The sequence below is a fragment of the Vreelandella nanhaiensis genome, from assembly GCF_003990185.1.
Classification (GTDB): Bacteria; Pseudomonadota; Gammaproteobacteria; order Pseudomonadales; family Halomonadaceae; genus Vreelandella; species Vreelandella nanhaiensis.
Window position 1 is genome coordinate 52,017 of sequence record NZ_RZHF01000025.1, and the last position, 24,997, is coordinate 77,013.

The window sequence follows — 24,997 nt, forward strand, 5'->3', positions numbered from 1 at the left end:
TGATGAGGGTCTCAACCACGGAAACAGCAACGCGGGAGGCATCTCCCGCGTTACCTTCTTCCTTGGCAGAAAGAGGTTATTACTGCTGTTTCTTGTCGTCGTTGACTTCTTCGTACTCGGCGTCAACCACGTCATCTTCCTGCTTGGTACTGGCTTCTTCAGCGCCTTCACCACCCTGCTGGGCCGCTTCTGCCTGCTCGGCATACATCTTTTGCGCCAGCTGGCCTGAGGCTTCGGTCAGAGCATCCAGTTTCTTCTGAATGTTCTCCTGATCGTCAGTCTTGACGGCTTCTTCCAGCTCGCTGATCGCAGTTTCGATAGCCTGTTTCTCGTCATCGGTCGCTTTATCACCTGCTTCCTGCAGGGTTTTGCGCGTGGCGTGAATCATGCCGTCGGCCTGGTTGCGCAGCTGTACCAGCGCTTCGAATTTTTTATCTTCGTCAGCGTGGGCTTCAGCGTCGCGTACCATTTGGTCGATCTCTTCATCAGACAGACCGCTGGACGCTTTAATGACAATCGACTGCTCTTTACCGGTCGCCTTGTCTTTGGCCGATACGTTCAGGATACCGTTGGCATCCAGGTCAAACGCGACCTCAATCTGCGGAACACCGCGCGGTGCCGGCGGAATATCGCTGAGATCAAAACGACCCAGTGATTTGTTCTGCGCGACCTGCTTACGCTCACCTTGGGCAACGTGAATGGTCACGGCCGTCTGGTTGTCATCCGCAGTTGAGAAGGTTTGCGTCTTCTTGGTCGGGATGGTGGTGTTCTTTTCAATCAAGGGCGTCATCACGCCACCTAACGTTTCGATACCCAGCGTCAGCGGGGTAACGTCGAGCAGCAGAACGTCCTTGACGTCGCCGCCCAGTACGCCGCCCTGAATCGCAGCACCCACGGCAACCGCTTCGTCCGGATTCACGTCTTTACGCGCTTCCTTGCCAAAGAAGTCAGCCGCTTTTTTCTGCACCATCGGCATGCGGGTCTGACCGCCGACCAGGATCACTTCGTCGATTTCAGACGCAGACAGGCCAGCATCTTTCAGCGCCATCTTGCAGGGCTCGAGCGAACGCTGAACCAGCTCTTCTACCAACGACTCCAGCTTGGCACGGGTCACCTTGACGTTAAGGTGTTTCGGGCCAGTGTTGTCGGCAGTGATGTAAGGCAGGTTGACGTCAGTCTGCTGGGCGCTGGAAAGCTCGATCTTGGCTTTCTCGGCCGCTTCTTTCAGGCGCTGCATGGCCAGATTGTCACCAGACAGGTCGATACCGCTGTCAGACTTGAACTGGTCAACCAGGTAGTTGATCAGCGCCAGGTCGAAATCTTCACCACCCAGGAAGGTGTCACCGTTGGTGGCAAGCACTTCAAACTGAGTTTCGCCTTCAACATCGGCCACCTCGATGATCGAGATATCGAAGGTACCACCACCCAGGTCGTAAACCGCGATAGTTTTATCGCCGCGCGATTTGTCCATGCCATAGGCAAGGGCCGCTGCGGTCGGCTCGTTGATGATGCGCTTGACGTCCAGACCGGCAATGCGGCCAGCATCTTTAGTGGCCTGACGCTGGCTGTCGTTGAAGTAAGCCGGAACGGTAATAACCGCTTCAGTAACGGTCTCGCCCAGGTAGTCTTCGGCGGTTTTCTTCATTTTCTTCAGCACTTCCGCGCTTACCTGCGGCGGTGCCATTTTCTTGCCTTTAACTTCCACCCACGCATCGCCGTTATCGGCTTCAGCGATCTTGTAAGGCACCATCTTGATGTCTTTTTGAACGACGTCGTCTTTAAAACGACGGCCGATCAAACGCTTGATGGCGTACAGGGTATTTTCCGGGTTGGTAACCGCCTGACGCTTAGCGGCCTGGCCTACCAGGGTTTCGCCATCATCGGTGTAAGCGATAATGGAAGGCGTAGTACGGCCGCCCTCAGCATTTTCGATAACTTTAGCACTGTCACCATCAAGTACTGCCACACAAGAGTTGGTAGTACCTAGGTCAATACCAATAATGCGTCCCATAGCAAAAACCTCGAATTCAGTTGTCTCATTACTTAAAACGTTTGCGGGATGTCCCGCGGGGTTGGCCTTTATCTGGGGGCCGCCTGTGACTTTTCAAGGGCTTTTTTTGCGCTTTATGTCACTATTGGCTTAACTTGCCTTCTGACTGACCACTACCATTGCCGGGCGAACCAGACGGCCATTCAGCAAATAACCTTTCTGCATGACATCCATGACGGTATTGGGCTCAAGCTCCGGATTAGGCACCATGGCCATGGCTTCATGCACTTGAGGATCAAAGGGCTCGCCCTGGGGTTCGATGCTCTCAACGCCAAACCGGCTCAGCACGTCGAGCTGCATTTTCAGCGTCATGGAGACACCTTCACGGTGCACGTCAGAGGCGCCGTCCTGCATGGACTCCAGAGCTTTTTCCAGGCTATCCACGACAGGAAGTAGATCCTTGACGAACTTCTCCAGCGCGAACTTACGCGCCTTGTCGGCTTCCTGTTCGGCGCGGCGGCGAACATTCTGAGCTTCGGCAGCGGCGCGAAGCGCCTGATCTTTGGCTTCCGCCAGACTCTGCTCAAGCTCTTCTACCTGGGCAGCCAGGATGTCCGCCTCCGGATCGGCGATGCTGCCCTCAAGCGGCGCTTCATCGTTGATCAACCCTTCCAGCTCGCCATCGACCAGGCGCTGTTCAGCATCTTGAGCGTTAAATTCAGCTTCCTGCTCCTGACGGGACAGTTCGTTATCCTGCGGCGTTTGCGGTTCTTTAGCCATGCCATGCTCCTGAAAAGTGAAGACGGGCCTTGCATGCCCGGCGTTACCAAAATGCTTATAAATAAGTGCCCGTCAAACACGGACGGTGAATCATATGCTCGCTATATGGGGGCCATAAAAGCCATCTCAAGAGGGGCATTGAAGTGAGTTATCGACTACTGTATAAAACACCAATTATTGGATAAGTATCCAGCTTCTGTGTCGCACCGCCTCAGGAGGCATCATGCTTACTCAGCTAGCGATTCAAGATTACGCCATTGTCGACCGCCTTGAGCTTGACCTGACCCAGGGCATGACCGCCATCACCGGGGAAACAGGCGCCGGTAAATCCATCCTGCTCGGCGCTCTAGGCCTTTGCCTGGGTGAGCGCGCCGATGCGGGAAGCGTTCGCCATAACTGCGAGCGCACCGACCTTTCCGCCCGGTTTGATATTCAGCACCTGCCTGCCGCCATCGAATGGCTTTGTGCTCGTGAGCTGCCCAGCGACGAATGCTTGCTGCGCCGGGTAGTCACGGCTAGCGGGCGTTCAAAGGCTTGGATCAACGGTCATCCGGCGACCATTAGCGACCTGAAATCTCTGGGTGAGCTGCTTATCCAGATACACGGCCAGCACGCCCATCAGGCGTTGATGCGCGAAGAGATGCATCTGGCCCTGCTGGATGACTATGCGGGCCTGCAGGAAGCGCGCAACCAGTTGGCCACTACATTTCGCGAATGGCGCAATACCCGCCGTCGGCTTAAAAAGCTCACCGAGGAAGGTAGCGAGGTAGAAGCCAAGCGCCAGTTATTGCGCTACCAAGTGGAAGAGCTGGATCAGTTAGCCCTTGGCGAAGGCGAATTACAGATGCTGGAAGAAGAGCAGCATACGCTTGCCCACGCCGAAGAGACGCTGCGTGAAACGCAGTTTGCCGCTGACTGCTGTGAAAGCGATGAAGGCGGCGCACTGTCGCTGCTCAATCAGGCTTACGCTCGCTTGAGCGCTCTACCGGGTAGCGACAAGGGTACCCTGGCCAATACGCTGGCTATGCTGTCTGATGCGCGCATTCAAGTGGAAGAGGCATCTGGTGAGCTGCACCGTCTTGCCAGCACCACGGAACTTGATCCCGAGCGCCTGGCGTGGGTAGAGGACCGTCTGGCCGATGTGCACCGCGTAGCACGCAAGCATCATGTTGCGCCGGAAGAGATTTATGCACTGCACGAATCCCTGCAGCGCGAAGTTGCTCAGCTGGAAGCCAGCGACGATGATCTTGAATCGCTCAGCAACCAAGTAGCCGAGTATCGTGAACGCTACCGTCGCGACGCCAAGCAGATCAGCGATGCCCGCCAGAAAGCGGCCGTCCGTTTAGGAAAAGAAGTACAGCAGCAACTGGGATTTCTGGCCATGGGCAAGGCCCGTTTTGAAGTGGCGGTATCACCGCGGGAAACGCCGACCCCGGAAGGCCTGGATTACGTGCAGTTCCTGATCAGCGCCAACCCGGGCCAGCCCGCGCGCCCGCTTGCCAAGGTGGCATCAGGCGGCGAGCTTTCTCGCATCAGCCTTGCCATTCAAGTAGTGGCAGCCTCGCACTCCACTATTCCAAGCCTTGTATTTGATGAAGTGGATGTGGGTATTTCAGGCGCCACGGCGGAAATTGTCGGCCAACTGCTGCGCAAGCTGGGGAAAAAAGGCCAAGTGATGACCGTGACACACCTCCCTCAAGTGGCGGCACAGGCTCACCAGCATCTGCATATCGAAAAACGCGCCAAGCGCGATACCACGCTTACCCATATGGCGCTTCTGGATGAGCGCGGCCGAATTAGCGAGCTTGCCCGCATGCTGGGCGGGGTTACGCTTTCTGACCAGACACTGGCCCACGCCCGGGAAATGCTCCACGCCAGCCAGCGCCCACCCCACTGATAGCCGGTTCCTCAATTAATCGCTGCCACGCAAAATACCCCCATGCCGCTTCCTGTTAACAGGGGCGGCATGGGGGTTTTAGGCAACGGTTAAATAGGCGGGCTGGCTAAACACCTATTTTTTGTTGCTGGTCACGTTGATCTGGCGCGTTACGTCCGACCCGTTGGGACGTACATAAAGGACCAGAGCGTGATCGACAAGCTCGTAGCCGTGTTCTTCGGCAATCTCTTGCTGGCGACGCTCGATGATATCATCAAGAAACTCGATAATTTCACCGCTCTCTAGACACACCATATGGTCGTGATGGTCTTCTTGGGTCATCTCAAAGACTGCATGACCACCGTCAAAATTGTGACGAATCACAAGCCCCGCTGACTCAAACTGAGTCAGTACACGGTAGACAGTCGCCAAGCCAACATCTTCGCCCGCATCAATCAGTGTTTTATACACTTCTTCTGCGCTAAGGTGATGCTGACCCGAAGCATTTTCGAGAATTTGCAGGATCTTGACGCGCGGCAGGGTCACTTTCAGCCCGGCTTTGCGCAGTTCATGGTTCTGATCGGCCATGGTTGCTCTTCGCAGTAACAGGTTAGGTCGGGTATGATCGACCGAAACCACGATAGTGAAGAACAGGCTCAAATGCAAAAATTGACTCGCATCATCACCCTTTCCGTTGCCCTTACCGTTGTAAGTGGCTGTAGTTACGTTGGTGTTTACAAACGTGACATTCCCCAGGGCAATCTGGTAACCGAAGAGATGGTTAGCCAGCTACAACCGGGCATGACCCAGGAGCAGGTCACTTACGTGATGGGCCGTCCGCTGATGGAAGCACCGTTTGATTCCAATCAGTGGGATTACGTGTACCGGCTAGACGAAGCTTACGGCGGCGTTGAGCAGCGACGCGTGACGCTTACCTTTGACTCCATGGGCCGATTAACCAATGTGCAGCAACAAGGCGATTTCTCGCGCGATATACCGGTAAGCACGGACGACGGCGTTGGGCCTGCTGTTGAAGGCGCCGACCCACTAAATGCGCTTCCAACAGAGCGCGTACAGTCGCAAACGCCGGAGACAGCCCCGGCACCGCAACCGGTGATCCGCGCCGAGTAACGGCTATTGCCCGCTTGCCTGGCGTTTGGCGCGTTCCAAGCGGGCGGCCTTGGGGTCAATTTCCAGAGGGCGGTACACTTCCACGCGATCCCCGGTACGCAGCACCTGCGTATCGGGGTGGCGTAACGCTTTGCCGAAAATGCCCAGCGGCGCTTTGCTGAACGTCTCCTCAGGCAGTTCAGGAAATAGCTCAGGCAGATTGGCAAGCGTTACGGCCTGGCGGGCTGTGGTGCCTGCAGGCACGCTTAGGGCGACCAGACGCTGTTTATGCGGCAAGGCAAAGGCTACCTCTACCGCGAGGCTACTAGCGGCCATACAGCTCGTCAGCGCGCTTGGTGAAGGCTTCCACAAGCTGCCCGGCAATCTGTTGGAACAGCTTGCCAAATGCCATGCTCAACAGGCGGCTGGCAAACTCGAATTCCATTTCCAGGCTCACCTTGCAGGCATTCTCGCCCATCGGGGTAAATAGCCAGCGCCCTTTCAAGCGCTTGAATGGCCCTTTTACCAGCGAGAGCTCGATTCGCTCCGGGGCAAACAGGTCATTGCGTGTCGTGATAGTTTGCTCCACCCCCGCACGACCCAGGGTCATTTCCCCGATCAGGTGGGTTGTATCGCGCTCAAGCAGGCGTGCCCGACGACAGCCCGGTAAGAACTCGGGATAGTGTTCGAAATCGTTAACCAAATCGAACATTTGCTGGGGGGTGTGCCGCACTAAGGCAGAACGATTGACGGTTGGCATTGACCTCTCCGCTGACTTCACAGTGCCCAAAGCGTATCATGGGAAACATTTATTCAGACCTTGAATGGTATCACGCCTCCCCGCATAACAAAGGGGATGCCACTGACAGATTAATGATGAGGTTTCATGGCCACTAAGAAAGGTAACAGCAAGGGCCCTAGCAGCAGCGTTATTGCCCAGAACAAGAAGGCAAGATTCGAGTACCATATTGATGAGACTTTCGAAGCAGGCTTAGCCCTTGCCGGTTGGGAGGTCAAGAGCCTGCGCGCGGGTAAAGCCCAGCTTACCGACACCTATATTCTGGTGCGTAACGGCGAGGCCTTTCTGCTCGGCAGCCACATCATGCCGCTCAATACGGCAAGTACTCACGAAATTGCTGACCCTACACGCACACGCAAACTGTTGCTGCACCGTAAAGAGATCGCCAAGATCTTCTCGGTCACCCAAGACAAGGGGCATACCTGTGTGCCGCTCAAACTCTACTGGAAGCGCAATAAAGTGAAGTGCGAACTGGCGCTGGTGACCGGTAAACAGCTGCACGACAAACGCGCCACCGAGAAGGATCGCGATTGGAGCCGTCAAAAAGGTCGGATTATGCGGGAACATAATAAGGCATAACTGGTCAATTGGTTCTGAGCACGTTAGAATACGGCTCTGAATAAGGGGGCGACATGGTTTCGACGCCGGTGACAACCCTTGCGGTGCATGCCGAGAGCGTGATGTATCTCGTAAATCCCACATCACGAAAAATAGTCGCAAATGACGAAAACTACGCTCAAGGCGCGCTAGCAGCTTAAACTCTGTTAGCTTCTTGTCTGGCCCCAAAGTGATGTGCCTATTCATCGCGGCGGGGATATGAGCTAAAGCTGATAGGATCGCGGTTGGTGGTGTCTTCTCGTCAACCGTTAAACTTTAGAAGGCTCGCGTGGCTGAATCCTGATCGTCGGAGTCAGTTGCGTTAAAGCAAATGACGAAATCTAAGCATGTAGAGCCAATAGGCGCGTGCTGGCGGACGCGGGTTCAATTCCCGCCGCCTCCACCAGACACCCCTACAAATCAAGCACCTTTAGGTGCTTTTTTTGTGCCTATAGCCTGTAAAAAGCTGTTTTAGGTATAGCTTGGCCAATATTTTGGTCAGCATTTTTTCTTAAAATCGCCGCTCAAGCTGGGTTGATCAACTCATCGCCCTGCCCTTCCGCTGGCTTGTTGACAGCAGTACTCACCGGCCAGTACTCGATCAGATCCGCATCGATATGCCGCACCATTTGCTTGATTGTCTCGTGATCCGTGATGTCAGGTGCCAACCAGTGTTCGAGGCTATCGTCATCAAGAATCAATGGCATCCGGTCATGCACCTCGGCAGCACTACCCCGCCCAGGCTCCGTAACAATAGCGCAGCCTAAACTGCCATCATCACGCTCAGTGAAAATGCCTGCAAAGAACAGCGGCTCTCGATCCTTTCGACAAATGAAATAAGGCTGCTTGGGCTTCGAATTCTTAACCCACTCATACCAGCCGTCCGCTGGTATCAAACACCGATGTTTTGCGAAAGCTGATTTGAAATAGGCGTTGGTAGCTACCGTCTCCACCCGGGCATTGATCGGCTGATTACCCGACCCTTTCGCCCACTTCGGACGATACCCCCACCACATCTCGTCAACTATTGGTGCCGCGTCTTCTGAAGGCTGGTGGATGGCAGCGATCCAAGTGCCCGGTGCAACGTTGTAGCGCGGCCTTAGTGTATTCTCAGGCGCTGAAGCGCCGACCCTGTTGGCCAAACGTTCTAACGGGCTGAATAATGCGAATCGTCCACACATAAGCGAAGCATAGCTCAATATTTTATTAGAGCACCTTCAGCCAACGATACTCATCGTCTATGTTTCACAGTTCTGCTACGTGCCTCACTTGATGGCACCATAGCAGCCCCTGACAATTTAATGTGCGGTCAGGGGCACTACAGACCTAAGGCAATAGGCACTCTTTACAACAGCACCAACGATAGCCCGTACACCAAGAGCATCGCGGTAACGCCCTGAACGAGCGTTGCCATCGTTTGTGCCCGGTAGGCAAGCCCCACGCTCATACGGCTAAAGCGCGAGACGACCCAGAAGAAACTGTCGTTGGCATGCGAGACCGTCATGGCACCGGCTCCGATAGCCATCACCGTGAGCGTACGCCCGATATCACTGCCCAGGCCTAACGAGTCCAGCATAGGGGCTACTAGTGCGGATGTAGTCACAAGCGCCACCGTGGAAGAACCCTGTGCTGATTTCAGCCCGGCCGATACAATAAACGGCATCAGGATACCGATACCCAGCGTGGATAGCGTGCTACCCAAGTAATCACCCAGCGGCGAGGCACTAAGCACGGCACCAAAAGCGCCCCCGGCACCGGTAATCAGCAAAATAGGCGCTGCCGCCAGAATACCTTCGCTGATACGCTCGCTGAACTCTGCAATCTTGTCATCGCTTTTTAGCAAGGTGCAGGAAAGCAGCAGGCCAATCAGCAGGGCTGTTAACGGCTGCCCGAGCAGGCTGAGTATGTCCATTACCGCTCCGTCACCGACAGGCGCTGCCGGCAGACGGGCAATCGTGCCGATACAAATAAGCAAGATGGGCACGACGATAGGAGCAAACGCCGCCATTGGCCCAGGAAGACGCCCGTAGCTTGCCTTGAGCGCTTCCCAATCCTGCCATTGGTCATCAGCGTGCTGGGGCGTGTCGTGCACGTCAGGGGCCGTATGCGCAAAACGTTTCGCCCAAAGCATACCGGCGATGGCCGCGACAGCGGCAATGGGAATGCCCGCGGCAATCACTAACCCCAGATTGGACTCCAGCCCCAGGTTGCCTGCCGCCGCAATAGGGCCAGGCGTTGGGGGCACAAAGGTGTGCGTGGCATAAAGGCCAGTGGCGAGTGCCACGCTCATCGTAATTGAGGAGGTATGCAGCTTTTTGGCCAGTGACTCCTTGAGCGAATTGAGAATGATAAAACCGGAATCGCAAAAAACCGGAATCGAGACGATATAACCAATCATTGACATCGTCAGCGTAGGAAAGCGGTCCCCCAGTCGGGCAATAATAAAATCGGCCATGGTAATAGCCGCCCCACTTTTCTCCAGGATCACCCCAATGATGGTGCCCAACACAATCACCAGGCCTATGTAGCCTAGAATGCCCCCAAACCCTGAGGTGATCGTACTGACGACCGAGTCAATGGGTAACCGGTAAGCAAAGGCCGCTATAAAGGCCGCGCCTAAAAGCGCCAGGAAGGGATGCACTTTCCACTTGCTGGTGGCAAGCACAATAAACCCCACCACTATTAACAATATTAAGACCAACCCCATGCTTTTCCCCTGAATAGTTGTTTATTCAATGCGATGCGTATCACCTTGCGCCCAGCACTTTGTCGCTCAAGCAGCCACACAATGTACCCGAAGCGGTTATATGACGTACATAAGAGGGTGAAAAGCTATGCGGTATATATTGAGAACGTGATGTATTTCACTAGGTGCCCTTTCGAAAAAAGCCCCCTCAGGTGCTTTTTCATATCTAACAACAGTCTTTGTGTTTGCTTACCTGACGCAACTCAGGTCACCTTCTTCGCAGCTGGCATGCTCTTGCAGTCTCTGCGTTCGCGCTTTCGTGAGTACTTCAAGGCAGCCGTTGCGTACCATGGGCTGGGCGCTACCGCCTTCTACCGCGCTACTCTCGAACGCACACTCGGCATCACGAAAACCAATCCACTTGCGCTGGGCCGCCCTGAGTTTTTCAAGCGACAACTCATTATTTGCAAGTCTTCCGACCAGCGCTTGATAAGCCTCGTTAAGTTCGTCATCGGCCGCTTGATACGTCTGCGCCGAGCATTGGGTCATTTCCGTCTGTGTGTTAGGGCTATCGCACTCGTCGCTGGCACTTACAAAACCATTGGAGATTAAAAGCCCCACACCTGCCCATAGTGACAATAATCGCATCGTCATCCTTATTGCTGGTTTAAAAGCCAAAACGACAATATAGATACTATCTACCTTACAGGTTAGCTCCTTTTTCATGCTCCTATAACATCAAGGCGCCAGCATTTCTACTGGCGCCTTGTTGATACCCTAACTATAGAAACGACGACTCAATCTCAGTGAGCGATCATTTCTTCCGCGATTTCATCACCGTTTAAATCAGATGGATAGTACGTCGGCCAATGGGTGACTTCATCAAGCAGCGCTGCGCGGTCATCGCCCCAGTAAAGGTGGAAGTGATGAGCATCGGTCGGGTAAATGTCGTGATCGCTGAATTGAATGTATTGAGGAAGATTGTCAGCAGCGTCATCATCCACTAGTTCGAAAATGAACCGTACACCGCGGTTGCCTGCTTCATAGGTTAAAATTTCATAGCCATCGTATTGATACTCGCCCGTGCTCTCTTCTCCGCCTTCATAGAAGGTAATGTTGTTACCGTCGATAACGATACGCTCAACCGCTGTCTTATAACCCGTGTTGTAGTACTCCTTGTACTCTTCAGCTGTTTTATCTCCATGCTCCGCTTTATAGGCAAACACCTCATCCAGCGTGCCATCTTCTAGATAGGGGTAGACGGACTGCCAATCGCCTTCCCAATCGGACAACGAACGGTCCGCCACCTGTTCATCATCAAAATAGCCCGAGTAGATATCATTGTTGTGATCATGTCCGTGATCGTGTGAATGGCCATGTGAATGGCTATGGTCATGATCGTGGTGTTCATGCTTGTCATCTGCAACAACAAACTGAATACCCGTCAGCGCCAGCGAGCTGATGGCTAACGCGCTGAGTGATTTTGCTGAAAGTAGCGCCATGGTGCGATCCTTTTTTGAAGTATGGTTCAAGATCAAACTGCATCACCCCATAAAGATACGATATAACATTTCACGTATCAATTTAGTTTTTTGAAAACCTACTCCGCGCCCTAGGGTAGCCTGCTCTGATCACCCCATTCATTGCCGTCAGGCCCCTTTACGACAATACCTTAACCTCGCCATCTAACTAATGGCTGTCTATAGTCGCTAATGTAGGTTTCGCCTGAACTTCAGGCTTCGCTTTGGAGTGTCTTATGCTGCTGTATGGACTGAGTTTATTAGCTGGTATTGCGCTTTTAACCCTAGGCGGTGAAGGACTGATTCGCGGCGCCGTGGCCGGAGCGAAGCGGCTGGGCGTATCACCTCTGTTTACCGGGCTGGTCATCGTGGGGTTTGGCACCTCATCGCCCGAGCTGGTGGTGTCGATTCACGCCGCTATGAACCAACAGCCCGACATCGCAATTGGCAACGTAGTCGGCAGCAATATTGGCAATATCTTATTGATTCTTGGCCTTTGTGCTCTTATCTGCCCGCTGACCACCCAGCCACAGGCGCTCAAGCGCGATGGGCTGGTAATGATGCTGGCTGCAGGACTGTTTATTGTTTTAGCTTTCAACGGTAGCCTGGGCCGCTTCGATGCGGTGCTACTTCTCATAAGCCTGGCGGCCTATCTGATATGGGCGTATCAAAGTGAAAGTGGCCAGCACTCCCCTTCTGCCGAGTTACATACTGCCGAGGCAAACGAAGTCACCAAGCTGCCTAGTAGTACGCTCTTTATTGTGGTGGCTTTAATCGGCGGGCTGGCCCTGCTGATCGGTGGCTCCCAACTGCTGCTTTATGGTGCCATCGGCATTGCCCAGGCACTGGGTATTTCAGAAGCGGTCATTGGGCTTACCATTGTGGCGGTGGGTACTTCTTTACCTGAGCTTGCCGTCTCGGTCATTGCGGCCCTGCGCCGTCATGCCGACGTGGCAGTGGGTAACATTCTAGGCAGCAATATCTTTAATATACTCGGCATACTGGGCGTGTCCGCCTTTTTGCAACCGTTAGCGCTTGTTGAGCGCATGGCAACGTTTGATCAATGGGTGATGCTGGGCGCATCTGCGCTTCTCATCGCATTTCTCTACACTGGCCTGCGCCTGTCACGGGGAGAAGGCAGCTTGCTGTTGCTTGGCTATATCGCATATTTGGCAGCCAGCTTTACAGTAATTAGTTAGTAGTATCGTAAACGTACTCTCCAGCGCTGCGTTATATTGGGTCTTCGTTAACTATATGAGAAAACGCTTTGATTCTTGGTACCCTTGGGCCTGAAGGCAATAATCATGCGCTGATTGCTTGGCGCTATCTCAAACGCCGGGCACCGCAAGGTGGGCAGTGCGTTTTCTTTGACACGTTCGAGATGGCTTTCGACGCGCTGTTAGCCGGTGAGTTGACCCATGTACTGCAATGTACGGCCCATTTCAGCCATGCCGACTGCGTAGGTCGCTATATGCATCGCGCCTTTCCAGTGGATGCGTTTATTGCTGGCAGCAAACCATTGGCGCTTCTCGTTCGCCGTGACACTCCCGAACCAGAGCACGTCGCGCTACAGCCTGCCACGCGTTATTACACTGATTTAAGCGCATTCAAGACAATTATCGAAGCACCAACAACGGTGGACGTTGCCAACGGATTGATGGAGGGTCACTATCAGGCCGGTATTTGCGCGGAGGAAGCACTGGCCAAGGCGCCTGATACCTTACAATTAATGCGCTCACTTGGACCGGCTATCGATACCTGGGTTATCTACACTACTGCGTCGCTGGATAAGAATTCGCCGCTGCACCTTTAGCGCGTTTAACGTTAGCGCAAACCGGCAGCGGCGAACCAGGCAAAGGTTAGAACGCGAAGATAATAAGCGCACCCACCACCACAAGCATCAGGCGCAGCCATAGCGCTTTGCGTGCAATGATGCCGAAGGAAATGGCGCTCAGCCCTACGGCCACCTTGGCGGTATCGAACAATGCGCCAGCAGGATCGAAGGCAAGCCGAATCATGTCAGGGTTAGCCACCATTGCCAGCGGAATCAGATACAACCCGATGCCCAACGCCATGGACTTCAGTGCTACCTTAAGCCAGTTTTCCCCCACCATGCCCGCTGCGATAAACACACCACCACACACAGGCGGTGTAATCGTTGATAGCAGCGCATACCAGAAGACAAACAAGTGAGCGAGTAGTGGCTCAAGTCCTAGCGATGTCAGTGCAGGCCCCGCCACCGACACACAAATGACATAGGCCGCCGTGGTGGGAACTTCCATACCTAAAATTAAACAGGCCAGCGCCGTCAACAAAAGCGCGGGCCATAGCATATCATTGGAAAGAGACAGGATACCGGAAGTAATTTTCACCCCAAGCCCTGTCAATGAGAGCACGCCTATCACAAGAGAGGCACAAATAATGATGGCGCCAATCATTGCTATCTGCCGCCCGGCGGTCACCATGGCGAACGAGAAACGGGCGACAAAACCAACTAGGGAGAAGCGGAGTGTGACGTTAAAGACCAAAAGTGCCAGCCCAGCAAATATGGCAATACTCGCCGCATATTGAGGGGTATATCCGCCTATAAAAATACACCACAGAAGCAGACTAAAAGGCACCGCAAAAAATAGCGAGGTAATCAATACCTCCTTACGATGAGGCTGCTCGCTTTCAGATAAAGGCAGTAGGTCATGCCGGGTGGCGTAAGCATTGATACCCATCCAAACGGTAAGAAAGTATAGAAACGCCGGCAAAACGGCAGCCGCCATAATTTGCGTATAAGGAGTTCCGGTCAGCTCGACCATGACAAACGCCCCCGCCCCCATTAACGGCGGCATGATTTGCCCGCCTGAAGAAGCTACTGCTTCCACCGCCCCTGCCAAGGATTTTGGATAACGCAAGCGCACCATTGAAGGAATGGTGATCGCCCCGGTAGACGCCACGTTGGCTGAAGCCGACCCGGAAATTGACCCCATTAGTGCTGAAGAGATCACCGAGACTTTAGCCGCGCCACCGGTTAACCTGCCCGCCACGGCACTTGCCAGATTCATAAACCCTTGGCCCGCTTCACCAGCATTAAGCACCGCGCCAAAAATAACAAATATCGCCACTACGCCCACACTGACACCGGTAAGCGATCCCCAGAGTCCACCTTCGGCAATGGTGAGCGTACCCACCATGCTTTGCAGAGGAATACCGGGATGACCAAACGTGCCTGGAACATACTGGCCAAAAGCGCCATAAAGCAAGGCGAGCAATGCAACCAGCGGCAAGGGCCAGCCAATGGCCCGGCGTGCCGCTTCAAGTGCCAGGGCAATCAAGAAAAGCCCAATGCCCATTTGCAGGTGGTTATCGATAAATCCGTATTGATTGGCAAGCGACGCTTCATTAAAGGCAATATAGCCACAGGCTGCCACGCCGAGCGCTGTCAGTATCCAGCCACTCACCCGCTGCCAGGGCGTTTTGGCCATAAATATCAATACCCATGGCAGCAGTAACGCCATATGTAATGGCCGACTAATCAACGCTGGGGTTAAACCGTAAAAGATGAGTCCCAAGTGAAAAATTACGCTTAAGGTACCCAGCGCTACCCAGCCATGAGCGGCTGGCGCCTCACTGTCTGGCGTTAAAGTTGAAAAAAGAGTCATGCCTTATGCCTGTCAGAAACGAGCCATCAATAAATAGCGACGCCACGAAGCGGTCTTCGTGGCGTCGACACTGCCTAGAGAGAATTAACGCAGCGATGCGGGAATGTCGATACCTGCTTCCTCGTAATAACGCAGGGCGCCAGGGTGCAGTGTACCGGCCATGTTACCAAGCTGTTCTGTCGTAATACCGCCCCACCATGCAGCCTCTTCAGCCATGGCATCACGGCGCTCCCAGAAGGTTCTGGTCAGCGTATATGCAGTATCGTCATCCATCTGCGACGTGGTATACGCCATGACCGGCAGCGATGTGGTTTGTACATCCTCATCAATACCTGGATAGGTACCGCCCGGAATAACCTGTCGCGACGCTTCGGTCATGCCGATCTGCTCGTCAGTGAGGCTCACCATCGCAATCGGCATACTCGCAGCCACCTCAATAATATTAGGCGTCGGGTAAGAGCTTGCGGTTACAAAACCATCGATCTGGCCGTTTTTCAACGCATCGGGGCCACTGCCCAAGGCAGCATCGGCGATCTGCACCTGTTCCTCCAACCCAAACAGTGTTAGGTAACGAGCGGCTTCCCGGGCGCCAAAGGTGCCCCGGCCAATCAGGATATGCTTGTCCTCAAGCGCTTCAATCCCCACCACGCCTTTGTCCTTTGCCAGTATGAAGTGCATGGTAATCGCTGGGATAGGAAACAGGCCACGAATCTCTTGAAAGCGCGGGCTCTGGCGTTCGGCAAAAGGCCCTTCACCCGCCACTGCCTGTTCGACCAGTGCTGGCGGCGTGGTAAAGACATAGTTGCCTTGGCGCGCCATGACTTCCATCACGTTTTGCACAGAGCCTTGACTCTCTTCTAGAGTAAGAGTGATGTTGTCATCTGTGCCCTGACGGATGGCTTCTGATAACTCTACGCCCATCTGGTAATAAGCCGTTCCCGCCGTTGCCGATTTATAGGTAACTCGAGTTTCCGCCTGGGCTGCCAAACTCAATGAAAGTGTGGTAGCAACAAGCAAGGGCGTGCGTAGGGCAAAGCGTAAAAAAGGGAGCATGTGTTATTTCCTGATATCCAGCGACCTTAACGGTCTGATTTTATTGTCGCGCTGAAGATATGGCGTGCCTCAACGGACCTAGGTGCGAACAGCATCTGGGGCCAGCCAACATAGCATGTAAAATGCTCGGCCGGAACACGCTACCTAGACGAACGTAAGTGCAGGTACTCCGCTAAAATGCGCCTCCACCGTCTACTATTGTTAGGAAATAAAATAAATCAATAATACTGATTAAGTTGATATTAGAGCTTTCCACTATCCATTAGTCTTATTATTATGCGCTTAACTTAAAAATTGGCTTAGCATCACCACACAATTTCTTATTCTTTTTTGAATTACATTTTATTGAAAAAATTACCATTAGCTAAATGGTTAATTTGCTAAAAAAAGATGTGATTTGTCATCAATCTTCCTTTTATATTCTGTTTTATTCTTTATTTCGCTACGGTGAAGGCTTGTTACACTAATAAGGATTTCTAACCCTTCCCACTCCCTTTTAATAAGGATAAATACACCATGCTGACGCACTATAATGCCCACAGCCAGCCACGAGCTTCTCGTCGCTGGCTTTTTTTGTTAGCGGCCTTGTTAATACTCTATAGCTATAGCACACCTACTTTTGCTGTTACCGGCGAACTTGACTTAACGTCCACTGCCATTGGCTTTTTTGCTGTGGCTATTTTTGTTTTAGCGTATGCCCTGGTGATGGCAGAAGAAAAAATTCATATGCGTAAGTCCAAACCGGTACTGGTTGCCGCCGGGATTATCTGGGGCCTTATCGGCTGGGTATATGTTCAAAATGGCATGTCGGACGCCTCGGAATATGCATTTCGCATGACACTTTTAGAATTCACCGAGCTAATGCTATTCCTGCTTGTCGCCATGACGTATATCAACGCCATGGAAGAACGACGGGTGTTTGATGCCCTGCGTTCCTGGATGCTTCGTAAAGGGTTTAACTACCGCACGCTTTTCTGGCTGACCGGAGGGCTAGCCTTTATCCTCTCCCCGATTGCCGACAACCTGACCACTGCACTTTTGATGTGTGCCGTTATCACCAAGGTGGCTGAAGGCGACAAACGTTTCATCAACCTGGCGTGTATCAATATCGTGGTAGCAGCCAATGCGGGAGGCGCTTTTAGCCCCTTTGGCGACATTACCACGCTGATGGTATGGCAGGCGGGCATTATTCAGTTTCAGGAGTTCTTTACGCTGTTCTTGCCTTCGCTGGTTAATTTTCTTATTCCGGCGCTGGTCATGAGCTTGTTCATCAAGAATCAAAAACCTGCCAGTGTGTATGAAGAGGTTCTTCTTAAACGCGGCGCGCGGCGTATTATCGGGCTTTTCTTGCTCACCATTCTGACCGCCGTTATCTGCCACACTGTCCTGCACCTTCCGCCGGTACTCGGTATGATGACTGGGCTTGGCTACCTTCAATTCTTCGGTTTCTATCTGCGTAAAAGCCTTCCTCGATCCCTTGAGCGCAAACGTGAACGCTATAGTCGTCGCGGCGATACCAAGAAGCTGGCGCAACTGGGTAGTGTGGTACCGTTTGATGTCTTCAACCGTGTGGCACGGGCCGAGTGGGACACTTTGCTGTTCTTCTACGGCGTGGTGATGTGCGTGGGTGGTCTTGGATTCATGGGCTATCTTGGCCTGATGTCTGAAGCGCTTTACAGCAACTGGGATGCAACGTGGGCCAACATTGTGCTTGGCGTGGTTTCTGCAGTGGTGGACAACATCCCAGTGATGTTTGCCGTATTGACCATGCAGCCTGACATGTCTCATGGTCATTGGCTGTTGATTACCCTGACTGCGGGCGTAGGCGGCAGTCTGCTCTCCATTGGTTCAGCAGCAGGTGTCGCAGTCATGGGCCAGGCGCGGGGATCCTATACCTTTATGGGTCACTTGCGCTGGACGCCGGTTATTCTACTCGGCTACATTGCCAGCATTGCCGTTCACTTGTGGCTTAATGCGGACAGCTTTACCGTGTATTAACGCTTTAAATTATAACGCCCTGCCAAGGGCGTTATTCAAACAGCTTTTCAATGGGCATGGGGCGTCCAAACAGATACCCTTGATAGCGATAGCAGCCATGCCCTTTCAGCCAATCAAGCTGCTCTTTTTTCTCAACACCTTCGGCCACAACGGTTAACCCCAAGCTCACTGCCAGCAGTATGATGGTATCAACAATGGCCGCGTCAGCTCTATCCATCAAAAGCTCCCTGACAAAAGATTGGTCAATCTTTAGTTCATCCAGGGGTAGCCGCTTAAGATAGCTGAGCGAAGAGTAGCCGGTACCAAAGTCGTCAATCGCAAAACGAATACCCTGAGCGCGCAATTTAAGCATGGTATTGCGTACCCGGGTTGGCTCGTGCATTAGTAAACTTTCAGTTACCTCCAGCACCAGCCGCCCTGGCGGTGCCTGAGTCTGGGCCAGCAGGCCTTCCAGATTACGAACAAATTCAGGCTGCTGAAACTGCACCGAACTTACGTTGACGGAAATAGTGAGCGCTCTATAGGCGGCCTGATTTGACCACGCAGCGAGCTGCTCGCAGGCAGACTGCAGCACCCAATAGCCAATCGGTAGAATAAGGCCATTCTCTTCAGCCAGAGGGATAAACGTTGAGGGTGGCACCCAGCCCCGCTGGGGATGATTCCAACGCAGCAACGCTTCAACGCCGACCGTTACGCCCTGGTGGTCTACTTGCCGCTGATAATGCAGCGCCAGCTCATTACGGGCCAATGCATAGTGCAAATCCGCTTCAAGGTTTGCCCGCTCAATCAGCCGGGTTTGCATCTCCAGATTGAAAAAGCGCAGTGTATTGCCTCCCGCCGTCTTGGCCTGTTGTAATGCCAAATCGGCCTGCTGGAGTACGCTGTTCATGCTATGGTCGGCGCCATCAAACAGGGCAATCCCGATGCTGGCGCTTACCGGCAGCGAGTGATCTGTGCGCAGCTGGGAGACAGCATCCAACAATTGCCGGGCGGCGCGTTCAGCGCTTAATGCAGCATCCGCTTTGTGCTCTCCCAGCTTCGCCAGCAAGGCAACGAACTCATCACCACTGAACCGGGCCAGCACGGCGCCTTCAGGCAAATGCTGGTGCAAGTGCTTGGCTACGTTGATCAACAGCTGATCACCGCACTCATGGCCCTGTATATCATTCACCCGATGAAAATTATCCAGATCGATCACCAGTAGTGCACTATATGGCCGCGCGGTATTTTCCTGTTCGATCTCCCAAGTCAGCGACTCCATCAATAAACGTCGATTGGGAAGCCCGGTAAGCGCATCGTAAAATGCCAGATGGTTAGAGCGCGACTGCATTTCCAGATAGTCGGTCAGTTCGGTTGAGATGCCACACAAACTGGCGGGTTGCCCTGGAAACAGTAGCAGGGGCATTTTGATGGTCAGGAACGTCCGCACATCGTGTTTGCCTTGCAGTACGTTGCTCTCTTCAATGGTTATCTTCTTGCCTGACTCCAGGACGCTGCGGTCGGTCAGGGCAATTTCCTTGGCCGTTTCACTATCAAAAAATGCATCGTCACGCTTGCCCAGAATCTGCTCGACTGGCAGCCCAAAAAGTTCGCTAACCCGCCGATTGACATACTGATAATGCAGCGAAGGAGTTTTGATATAAATACAGGCGTCAACACTATCCAGAATCGTCGCCAGCACCTTTTCATTGGCATTCAGCTGCGCCCGATTAAACGCCATACGCCGCCTAAGCCACAAGGCACAGCCAAGCGCGAGTAAACTAAAAGCGACCAACAGCCCCAGACACCACCATACCCAGGCAGGAATGCCGTCTGTAGACGTCGGTTCGGCTTGCCAGATTCGCAGCGTTTTAAAGTACTCAGACCCAGGGTCCTGTTTCCAGCGGCGCAGTACGTCATCTATCTGTTCAAGCACCGTTTTCGATAACGTGGGCGAGCCCGCATAAAAAAGCCGAATCGACTGAAAGATGACCGGCGTTTCATAAAGGCCGTAATGATGCGCTCGCCAATCGCCAAATAGATGCTCTGAAACCGCCAGATCCGCATCGCCCATGGCGACAGCCTGGAATCCTTCGGCGTAGCTGTCTACTGTCTGCCAGGCGACTTCCACATTAAAACGCTCGGTTACCGCCTTTAGATAGTCTTGCTGGATAGAGCCGTTGACCACCGCAACGCGCTTTTGCTCAAGGTCAAGGATCGCCTCCACCCCCTGCCCTTCATGCTGATAGAGCTGCGACCAAGTATGCATGATGGGTTCGTTATGAAACGCCAAGTAGCCAGCACGCTCTTCGCTCCAGGCCACGTCAGGGACCAGATCAATATCGCCGTGCTCAAGCAGGTCAAGGCAGTGCTGAAATTCACAGGCGATACTTTCAAGGGTCCACTGCTCCTGCCTAGCTATCGCCTCAAGCAATTCGCCCAGGATGCCCCGCATTTGCCCCTGTTCGTCGACAAATAGCTTGGGCGGATTGTGATAGACCCCCACCAGCAACGTTTCGTTAGCGGTGCTTGGAAACGCCAAGCCCAAACCGCCCAGCAGCAAACCCGCCCTCAAGACCCATCGCTGTGGCAGGCTGAAAGAAAGCGTTTGCCTAGGCAGACGGTCGCAGCCAGATGCATCTAACGCTGCAGACATGATAGGACTTACTCGCCAGGCATGGTGAGCGGGCCGGCGCGTTCTACAGCCCGCCGCCAGGCAGGGTCACCATCAATACGTTGCACAAATTCGGCAATAGCAGGGTACGCTACCAGGGACTGGGTTGCCTTGATGGCCTGAAGGGGAAAGCTCATTTGAATATCAGCACCACTTGGCCATTCGCCGGCAAAATTTCCCTTATTAGCCAAGTGCGCTTCGATAACATTTAAATGCTGTTTAATCTGTGGACTCAAGAACCGCTGGCTAACCGTATCGCCTATTCCTTTAACCAGCGGCTTAATAAACCAGGGAGACTGTTTAGGCATCTTTTTAAACGCCAGCTGCATTACTAATAAAGGCATTAAAGATCCTTCGGCATAATGTAGCCAATAGCGGTATTCAACCCACTCGCGAATATCATCGGCAGACGGCTGTATGCGCTCATCACCATACTGTTGTATTAAATAATCAATAATGGCGCCGGACTCTGCAATGACCAGCTCCTCATCAGTAATAACCGGGGATTTACCCAAAGGATGAATGCTTTTTAATGACTCAGGTGCCTGCTGAGTTTGCGTGTCGCGCTGATAAACATGGATGTCGTAGTCCAACTCAAGCACTTCGAGAAGCCACAGAATTCGATGAGAACGAGACTTTTCCAGATGATGAACGTGGATCATACAATACTCCATGGGGGCTATGTCGCACGCAAGTCTTGCACCTGCGGCAGTTATCCTTTTACTGCAAGCCTGTCTAGCTTAGCAGGGTTGCCCACCATGAAGTAAATATCTCATTAAAAAAGATTACATTTAATTAGACTCGATGAACATGACGTAAGCGCGCCCAGACATTTGTTAATGACCACTTACCCTGTAGCCAAGGCGCCAGAAGTTGGGTAGAAAACGGAATGAACACAAATACCATAACCGGCGTTAACATTAACGTACTGACTAATACCCGTGGTATTAGTGACCAATCAGCGAGTACACCGCCAAACATCCAATGAAAAATAAGCGATACAGGGAAAAAGGCTAACCAAACAGCTACGGCCTGTTTCCAGCGCGGCGGGGCGCCCACTGCGCCTGTCTGAAACCAGGTATCCAGACCAGTGGCCCGGTGCTCACAAGGGGTATCATAAAGGCCTTTACCGCGTATCAGCCACGCATGGCGTGACGCTGAGTGTTCCCACGCGTGCAGCGTATCGCTGCTGCTGAATCGAAAAATAATCTGATACTCATCATCATGTTCTGGCGGGGCGAGTACGCCTGAACCTAAATAGCCGGGGAAGTCAGCCGCCAGCTCGCGGCCTTCGTTCAACCATCGGTTGAAATCATGGTAACGGCCGCTGGCAACGCGCCGAGCCACCATCAGTGTGACGGGTGAGGCAGACATGATATATCTCCTGATAAAAGCACAGCCAATGCTGGGTAAGCAGGCTGCAAACTTTCCGGCGGGTTAGCCCGAAAGAGGTGACGATATGCATCGATAGCACAGTATATAGCCAATATCAGGGTTTGCACGCAAATCGCTGCGCGACGATCTGCTAAGGCAAAAATTAGAGTTATCGCCTGCTAAGCGGCTGAATACTGGTAAAGCGTCCTTCGGTTGAAAACACCAGGCGAAACACACCATGAACGCCGTTTTGGCCGACGACGCGTCGAATGGCATCGGCAGGAAACACTACCCAACGTCCATCCAGACTGCGCGCACGCACATTGGCCGCCCGGCCCTCATAATGGGCAAGACATTCATCGGGGCTTAGATGGATAATTACATCAATGGAAGGCATCGTTGCGTTTAATCTGAAAACAAATTTTAATGAAACGTCCAGTATACGTTCTTGCGCACCTTTACGCTCTCACGGATACTCTTGATTAACGTAATAGCCTTGAGTGGTGATTGCTGATGAATTCCATCTCCATGGGTGCTTTATCCTTCTCTGGTACGGCTTATGTAAACATGTCTAACCGGGTAGCGTCGGCTGCTAGCGAGACAGGTGATCAGGCCGACGAGGCGTTGGGGCAAGATAAGCCCGTCGAGGCAAACGATGAAGCAACCACTGGTCCAACACGAGCCGATGGCACGCCGCTGGCTCCCGAAGAAATTCAGCTGCTTGAACAGTTAAAACAAACGGATCGCGACGTTCGCCAGCACGAGATGGCTCACCAGATTGCCGGGGGCGCCTATACCGGCGGTGCCTCTTACGAATACGAAATGGGCCCTGACGGTAAACGCTATGCGGTTGCCGGCGAAGTGCCCATTGATTACGGCCCAGTACCAGGCGATCCACAGGCCACCATCGAAAAGATGCAAACCGTCATTGCGGCTGCCATGGCCCCTGCCGACCCGTCGCCCAAAGACTTACAGGTCGCCGCTCAAGCCCGGCAATACTTGCTGGAAGCCAAGTTTGAAGCCGCTCAGCAGCAAAGCATAATGACTCAAGCCCGGGGCAGCGAACCACTGGCTGCAGACAAGCCACTTGTTCCAGAAGCTGAAACGTCTCTGAAACAAGTGGCTTAATGCAGGCCTAGTGAGAGATTAACGCAAGCGCCTGCCAGTCCGCGCGGTGCGGCCATTTTGCAAGCCAGGCGGGCAACGCTTCAGGCGGCATGGGCCTGGCGATGCCGAAACCCTGGGCAAGATGGCAGCCTAGTTCCATCAGCGCTTGTGCATGTTCCAGCGTCTCGACGCCCTCTGCCATCATGGGCCGGTCAAAGCGGTTGGCCATATAAATCACGCTTTCCACAATCGCCATATCATTGGTGTCGACAAGCATGTCACGCACAAAACTCTGGTCGATCTTGATCAGATTGACCGGCAGTTGGCGCAAGTGGGTAAGCGATGAAAAACCGGTGCCAAAGTCGTCGATCGCAAATCCTACGCCGAGCGCCTGGCAGCGCGCTATATTTTTGAGTGCGGCCTGAACATCATGCATGGCAGCACTTTCCAGCACCTCAAGCTTCAGCATATCTGGTGATACCTGCGGATAGCGCTCTAAGAGCTCGGCTAATCGCTGGCTAAAGTCGCTGGCCAATAAATGCGTTGGGCTGATATTGACGCTGACCGGTATCGCAATACCCCGGGTTTGCCACTGGGAGAGCTGTTTAAGCGCCTGGGTAAGCACCCACTCCCCCAAATCTATTTCCAGTGATGTGGCATCAATGATGGGCAAAAATTCTCCCGGTGATAGCAACCCAAACTCTGGGTGCTGCCAACGAATCAGTGCCTCAACGCCAATGACGCGTCCACATCGCATATCCACCTGCGGCTGAAAGTAAAGACACAGCTCATTGTGGTTAATGGCATCGATAAAGCGCTGGCGCTTCTCATGACGCACCTGAAGCAACCGGTCCTGATCGGGGTCGAAAAAATGAAACGTATCGCGCCCGCGCTGTTTGGCGCGGTACATGGCCTGGTTGGCGTGACGCAACAATACATCGCCCTGCACATGATCGCTGGGATAAAGCGTCACCCCCAGGCTCACCGTCAAATAGATACTCTGACCTTCGATCACGATGGGCTGGCGAATGGCCGCCAGCAGTTTTTCAAAGAAGGTATCATCAACGCCATGGTGTAACAGCAGTACAAACTCATCTCCGCCTACCCGAGCCAGTACGTCATCGCCAAACAGTAAATGGCTGACGCGCTGAGCAAACGAGGCCAATAAAATATCACCCACCTGAGCACCCAGACGCTCGTTGACCGTTTGAAAAAAGTCGATATCCAGCGAGCAGATGGCAAGCGGCTGCTGTTTCTGGTCAGCGTGTTGGATTGACTCCTGAATCAGCTGTGTCAACAGCTGCAGGTTAGGCAGGCCTGTAAGCGCGTCGAAATAGACTTCTCGGTTCAAGTGCCGGGCATGGGCAGGGATAGCCGATAGATCCGCCAGGACAATAACATGATGATCAATGCGTGCCTGCTGATCGCGAACCCGGTTAATCGACATCATGCCAGGATAATACTGCCCGTCATGGCTCCGATAGCTCACTTGGTGCTTACTGCGATCGCGCAGCCTGCGCTCTTCGCGCATCAAATGATCGAGGTGGCGATTATCCAGCGGCAGAATACTGAAAGCTTCCGGCGTTTTCTGAAACACCTCTTCAAGCGTAAAACCGGTCAGTTCGCAAAAGGCCGGATTGACATCGACCACTCGATTATCCCTATCGGTGATAATGATCGCTTCATTGGCGTACAGAAAGGCAGTAGCAGTGGTGTCTACCGTATGTAAGCGCTTATTCGGCATAGCATCCACCTGGCGCTGAAAAGGTGTCTTTTGCGGCACGTGGGTAGGCGGATACATGAT

Annotated in this window: 23 protein-coding genes and 1 other RNA gene; 8 read left to right on the plus strand and 16 right to left on the minus strand. The window is 53.2% G+C overall.

Features of this window, described 5'->3' with window-relative positions; all coding sequences use genetic code 11:
- Positions 1 to 79 precede the first annotated feature (79 nt).
- A complete protein-coding gene (gene dnaK, locus ELY38_RS15530) occupies positions 80 to 2,011 on the minus strand; it encodes a molecular chaperone DnaK (protein ID WP_127063138.1) in 1,932 nt (643 codons plus the stop codon).
- Between the two features lie 129 nt (positions 2,012 to 2,140).
- Positions 2,141 to 2,770, minus strand: coding sequence for a nucleotide exchange factor GrpE (gene grpE / locus ELY38_RS15535; protein WP_127063139.1), 630 nt, complete (start codon positions 2,768 to 2,770; stop codon positions 2,141 to 2,143).
- 223 nt (positions 2,771 to 2,993) lie between these two features.
- On the opposite strand from grpE, the gene recN reads away from it, so the two are divergent.
- Complete coding sequence (gene recN / locus ELY38_RS15540) at positions 2,994 to 4,667, plus strand: DNA repair protein RecN (protein ID WP_127063140.1); 1,674 nt, start codon at positions 2,994 to 2,996, stop codon at positions 4,665 to 4,667.
- Positions 4,668 to 4,781: 114 nt separating this feature from the next.
- Here the strand turns inward: recN and fur are convergent, their stop codons facing one another.
- Complete coding sequence (gene fur / locus ELY38_RS15545; RefSeq protein WP_127063141.1) at positions 4,782 to 5,234, minus strand: ferric iron uptake transcriptional regulator; 453 nt, start codon at positions 5,232 to 5,234, stop codon at positions 4,782 to 4,784.
- Between the two features lie 72 nt (positions 5,235 to 5,306).
- Between fur and bamE the strand changes: the two genes are divergently transcribed.
- Positions 5,307 to 5,777, plus strand: coding sequence for an outer membrane protein assembly factor BamE (gene bamE / locus ELY38_RS15550; RefSeq protein ID WP_127063318.1), 471 nt, complete (start codon positions 5,307 to 5,309; stop codon positions 5,775 to 5,777).
- 3 nt (positions 5,778 to 5,780) lie between these two features.
- Here bamE and ELY38_RS15555 read toward each other — a convergent pair whose 3' ends face one another.
- Together ELY38_RS15555 and ELY38_RS15560 are read right to left on the minus strand one after the other, a co-directional pair.
- On the minus strand, positions 5,781 to 6,092 hold the full coding sequence (locus tag ELY38_RS15555; protein ID WP_127063142.1) for an RnfH family protein: 312 nt from the start codon (positions 6,090 to 6,092) through the stop codon (positions 5,781 to 5,783).
- A complete protein-coding gene (locus tag ELY38_RS15560; RefSeq protein WP_127063143.1) occupies positions 6,082 to 6,516 on the minus strand; it encodes a type II toxin-antitoxin system RatA family toxin in 435 nt (144 codons plus the stop codon). Before ELY38_RS15560 ends, ELY38_RS15555 begins: the two co-directional genes overlap by 11 nt.
- A gap of 126 nt (positions 6,517 to 6,642) precedes the next feature.
- Between ELY38_RS15560 and smpB the strand changes: the two genes are divergently transcribed.
- Both smpB and ssrA read left to right on the plus strand, forming a co-directional pair.
- Positions 6,643 to 7,134 (plus strand): SsrA-binding protein SmpB, encoded by a 492-nt coding sequence (gene smpB, locus ELY38_RS15565; protein WP_127063144.1) that lies wholly within the window; start codon positions 6,643 to 6,645, stop codon positions 7,132 to 7,134.
- 44 nt (positions 7,135 to 7,178) lie between these two features.
- Positions 7,179 to 7,558, plus strand: a transfer-messenger RNA (tmRNA) gene (gene ssrA / locus ELY38_RS15570).
- Positions 7,559 to 7,676: 118 nt separating this feature from the next.
- On the opposite strand, the gene ELY38_RS15575 is transcribed toward ssrA, so the two are convergent.
- The 4 genes from ELY38_RS15575 to ELY38_RS15590 form a co-directional block, all read right to left on the minus strand.
- Positions 7,677 to 8,333, minus strand: coding sequence for an SOS response-associated peptidase (locus ELY38_RS15575; protein WP_127063145.1), 657 nt, complete (start codon positions 8,331 to 8,333; stop codon positions 7,677 to 7,679).
- Between the two features lie 164 nt (positions 8,334 to 8,497).
- A complete protein-coding gene (locus ELY38_RS15580) occupies positions 8,498 to 9,859 on the minus strand; it encodes a GntP family permease (protein ID WP_127063146.1) in 1,362 nt (453 codons plus the stop codon).
- A gap of 228 nt (positions 9,860 to 10,087) precedes the next feature.
- Positions 10,088 to 10,492, minus strand: a complete 405-nt coding sequence (locus ELY38_RS15585; protein ID WP_246009162.1) for a lysozyme inhibitor LprI family protein — start codon at positions 10,490 to 10,492, stop codon at positions 10,088 to 10,090.
- Positions 10,493 to 10,641: 149 nt separating this feature from the next.
- Positions 10,642 to 11,340 carry a metal-binding protein ZinT gene (locus tag ELY38_RS15590; protein WP_127063147.1) on the minus strand — a complete coding sequence of 233 codons (699 nt, stop codon included), beginning with the start codon at positions 11,338 to 11,340 and terminating at the stop codon, positions 10,642 to 10,644.
- 257 nt (positions 11,341 to 11,597) lie between these two features.
- On the opposite strand from ELY38_RS15590, the gene ELY38_RS15595 reads away from it, so the two are divergent.
- Together ELY38_RS15595 and ELY38_RS15600 are read left to right on the plus strand one after the other, a co-directional pair.
- Positions 11,598 to 12,557: a calcium/sodium antiporter gene (locus tag ELY38_RS15595; RefSeq protein ID WP_127063320.1), complete on the plus strand. Its 960-nt coding sequence runs from the start codon at positions 11,598 to 11,600 to the stop codon at positions 12,555 to 12,557.
- Positions 12,558 to 12,625: 68 nt separating this feature from the next.
- Positions 12,626 to 13,171, plus strand: a complete 546-nt coding sequence (locus tag ELY38_RS15600) for a hypothetical protein (RefSeq protein ID WP_127063148.1) — start codon at positions 12,626 to 12,628, stop codon at positions 13,169 to 13,171.
- A gap of 46 nt (positions 13,172 to 13,217) precedes the next feature.
- On the opposite strand, the gene ELY38_RS15605 is transcribed toward ELY38_RS15600, so the two are convergent.
- Together ELY38_RS15605 and ELY38_RS15610 are read right to left on the minus strand one after the other, a co-directional pair.
- The gene (locus ELY38_RS15605; protein WP_127063149.1) at positions 13,218 to 15,008 is read right to left on the minus strand and encodes a TRAP transporter permease; all 1,791 of its coding nucleotides are present in this window, start codon (positions 15,006 to 15,008) and stop codon (positions 13,218 to 13,220) included.
- A gap of 84 nt (positions 15,009 to 15,092) precedes the next feature.
- Positions 15,093 to 16,061, minus strand: a complete 969-nt coding sequence (locus tag ELY38_RS15610) for a TAXI family TRAP transporter solute-binding subunit (protein ID WP_127063150.1) — start codon at positions 16,059 to 16,061, stop codon at positions 15,093 to 15,095.
- Between the two features lie 516 nt (positions 16,062 to 16,577).
- On the opposite strand from ELY38_RS15610, the gene nhaD reads away from it, so the two are divergent.
- Positions 16,578 to 18,059: a sodium:proton antiporter NhaD gene (gene nhaD / locus ELY38_RS15615; protein WP_127063151.1), complete on the plus strand. Its 1,482-nt coding sequence runs from the start codon at positions 16,578 to 16,580 to the stop codon at positions 18,057 to 18,059.
- A 31-nt stretch (positions 18,060 to 18,090) separates the two neighbouring features.
- Here the strand turns inward: nhaD and ELY38_RS15620 are convergent, their stop codons facing one another.
- From ELY38_RS15620 to ELY38_RS15635, 4 genes are all read right to left on the minus strand, one after another.
- The gene (locus tag ELY38_RS15620; protein WP_127063152.1) at positions 18,091 to 20,694 is read right to left on the minus strand and encodes an EAL domain-containing protein; all 2,604 of its coding nucleotides are present in this window, start codon (positions 20,692 to 20,694) and stop codon (positions 18,091 to 18,093) included.
- Positions 20,695 to 20,702: 8 nt separating this feature from the next.
- Positions 20,703 to 21,374: a glutathione S-transferase family protein gene (locus ELY38_RS15625; protein WP_127063153.1), complete on the minus strand. Its 672-nt coding sequence runs from the start codon at positions 21,372 to 21,374 to the stop codon at positions 20,703 to 20,705.
- A 133-nt stretch (positions 21,375 to 21,507) separates the two neighbouring features.
- Positions 21,508 to 22,086 carry an antibiotic biosynthesis monooxygenase gene (locus tag ELY38_RS15630; protein WP_127063154.1) on the minus strand — a complete coding sequence of 193 codons (579 nt, stop codon included), beginning with the start codon at positions 22,084 to 22,086 and terminating at the stop codon, positions 21,508 to 21,510.
- Between the two features lie 169 nt (positions 22,087 to 22,255).
- A complete protein-coding gene (locus tag ELY38_RS15635) occupies positions 22,256 to 22,483 on the minus strand; it encodes a DUF2835 family protein (protein WP_127063155.1) in 228 nt (75 codons plus the stop codon).
- Between the two features lie 116 nt (positions 22,484 to 22,599).
- Between ELY38_RS15635 and ELY38_RS15640 the strand changes: the two genes are divergently transcribed.
- Entirely contained in the window at positions 22,600 to 23,214 is a 615-nt protein-coding gene (locus tag ELY38_RS15640; RefSeq protein WP_246009163.1) for a putative metalloprotease CJM1_0395 family protein, read from the plus strand.
- 7 nt (positions 23,215 to 23,221) lie between these two features.
- Here ELY38_RS15640 and ELY38_RS15645 read toward each other — a convergent pair whose 3' ends face one another.
- Complete coding sequence (locus tag ELY38_RS15645) at positions 23,222 to 24,937, minus strand: putative bifunctional diguanylate cyclase/phosphodiesterase (RefSeq protein ID WP_246009173.1); 1,716 nt, start codon at positions 24,935 to 24,937, stop codon at positions 23,222 to 23,224.
- Positions 24,938 to 24,997 lie beyond the last annotated feature (60 nt).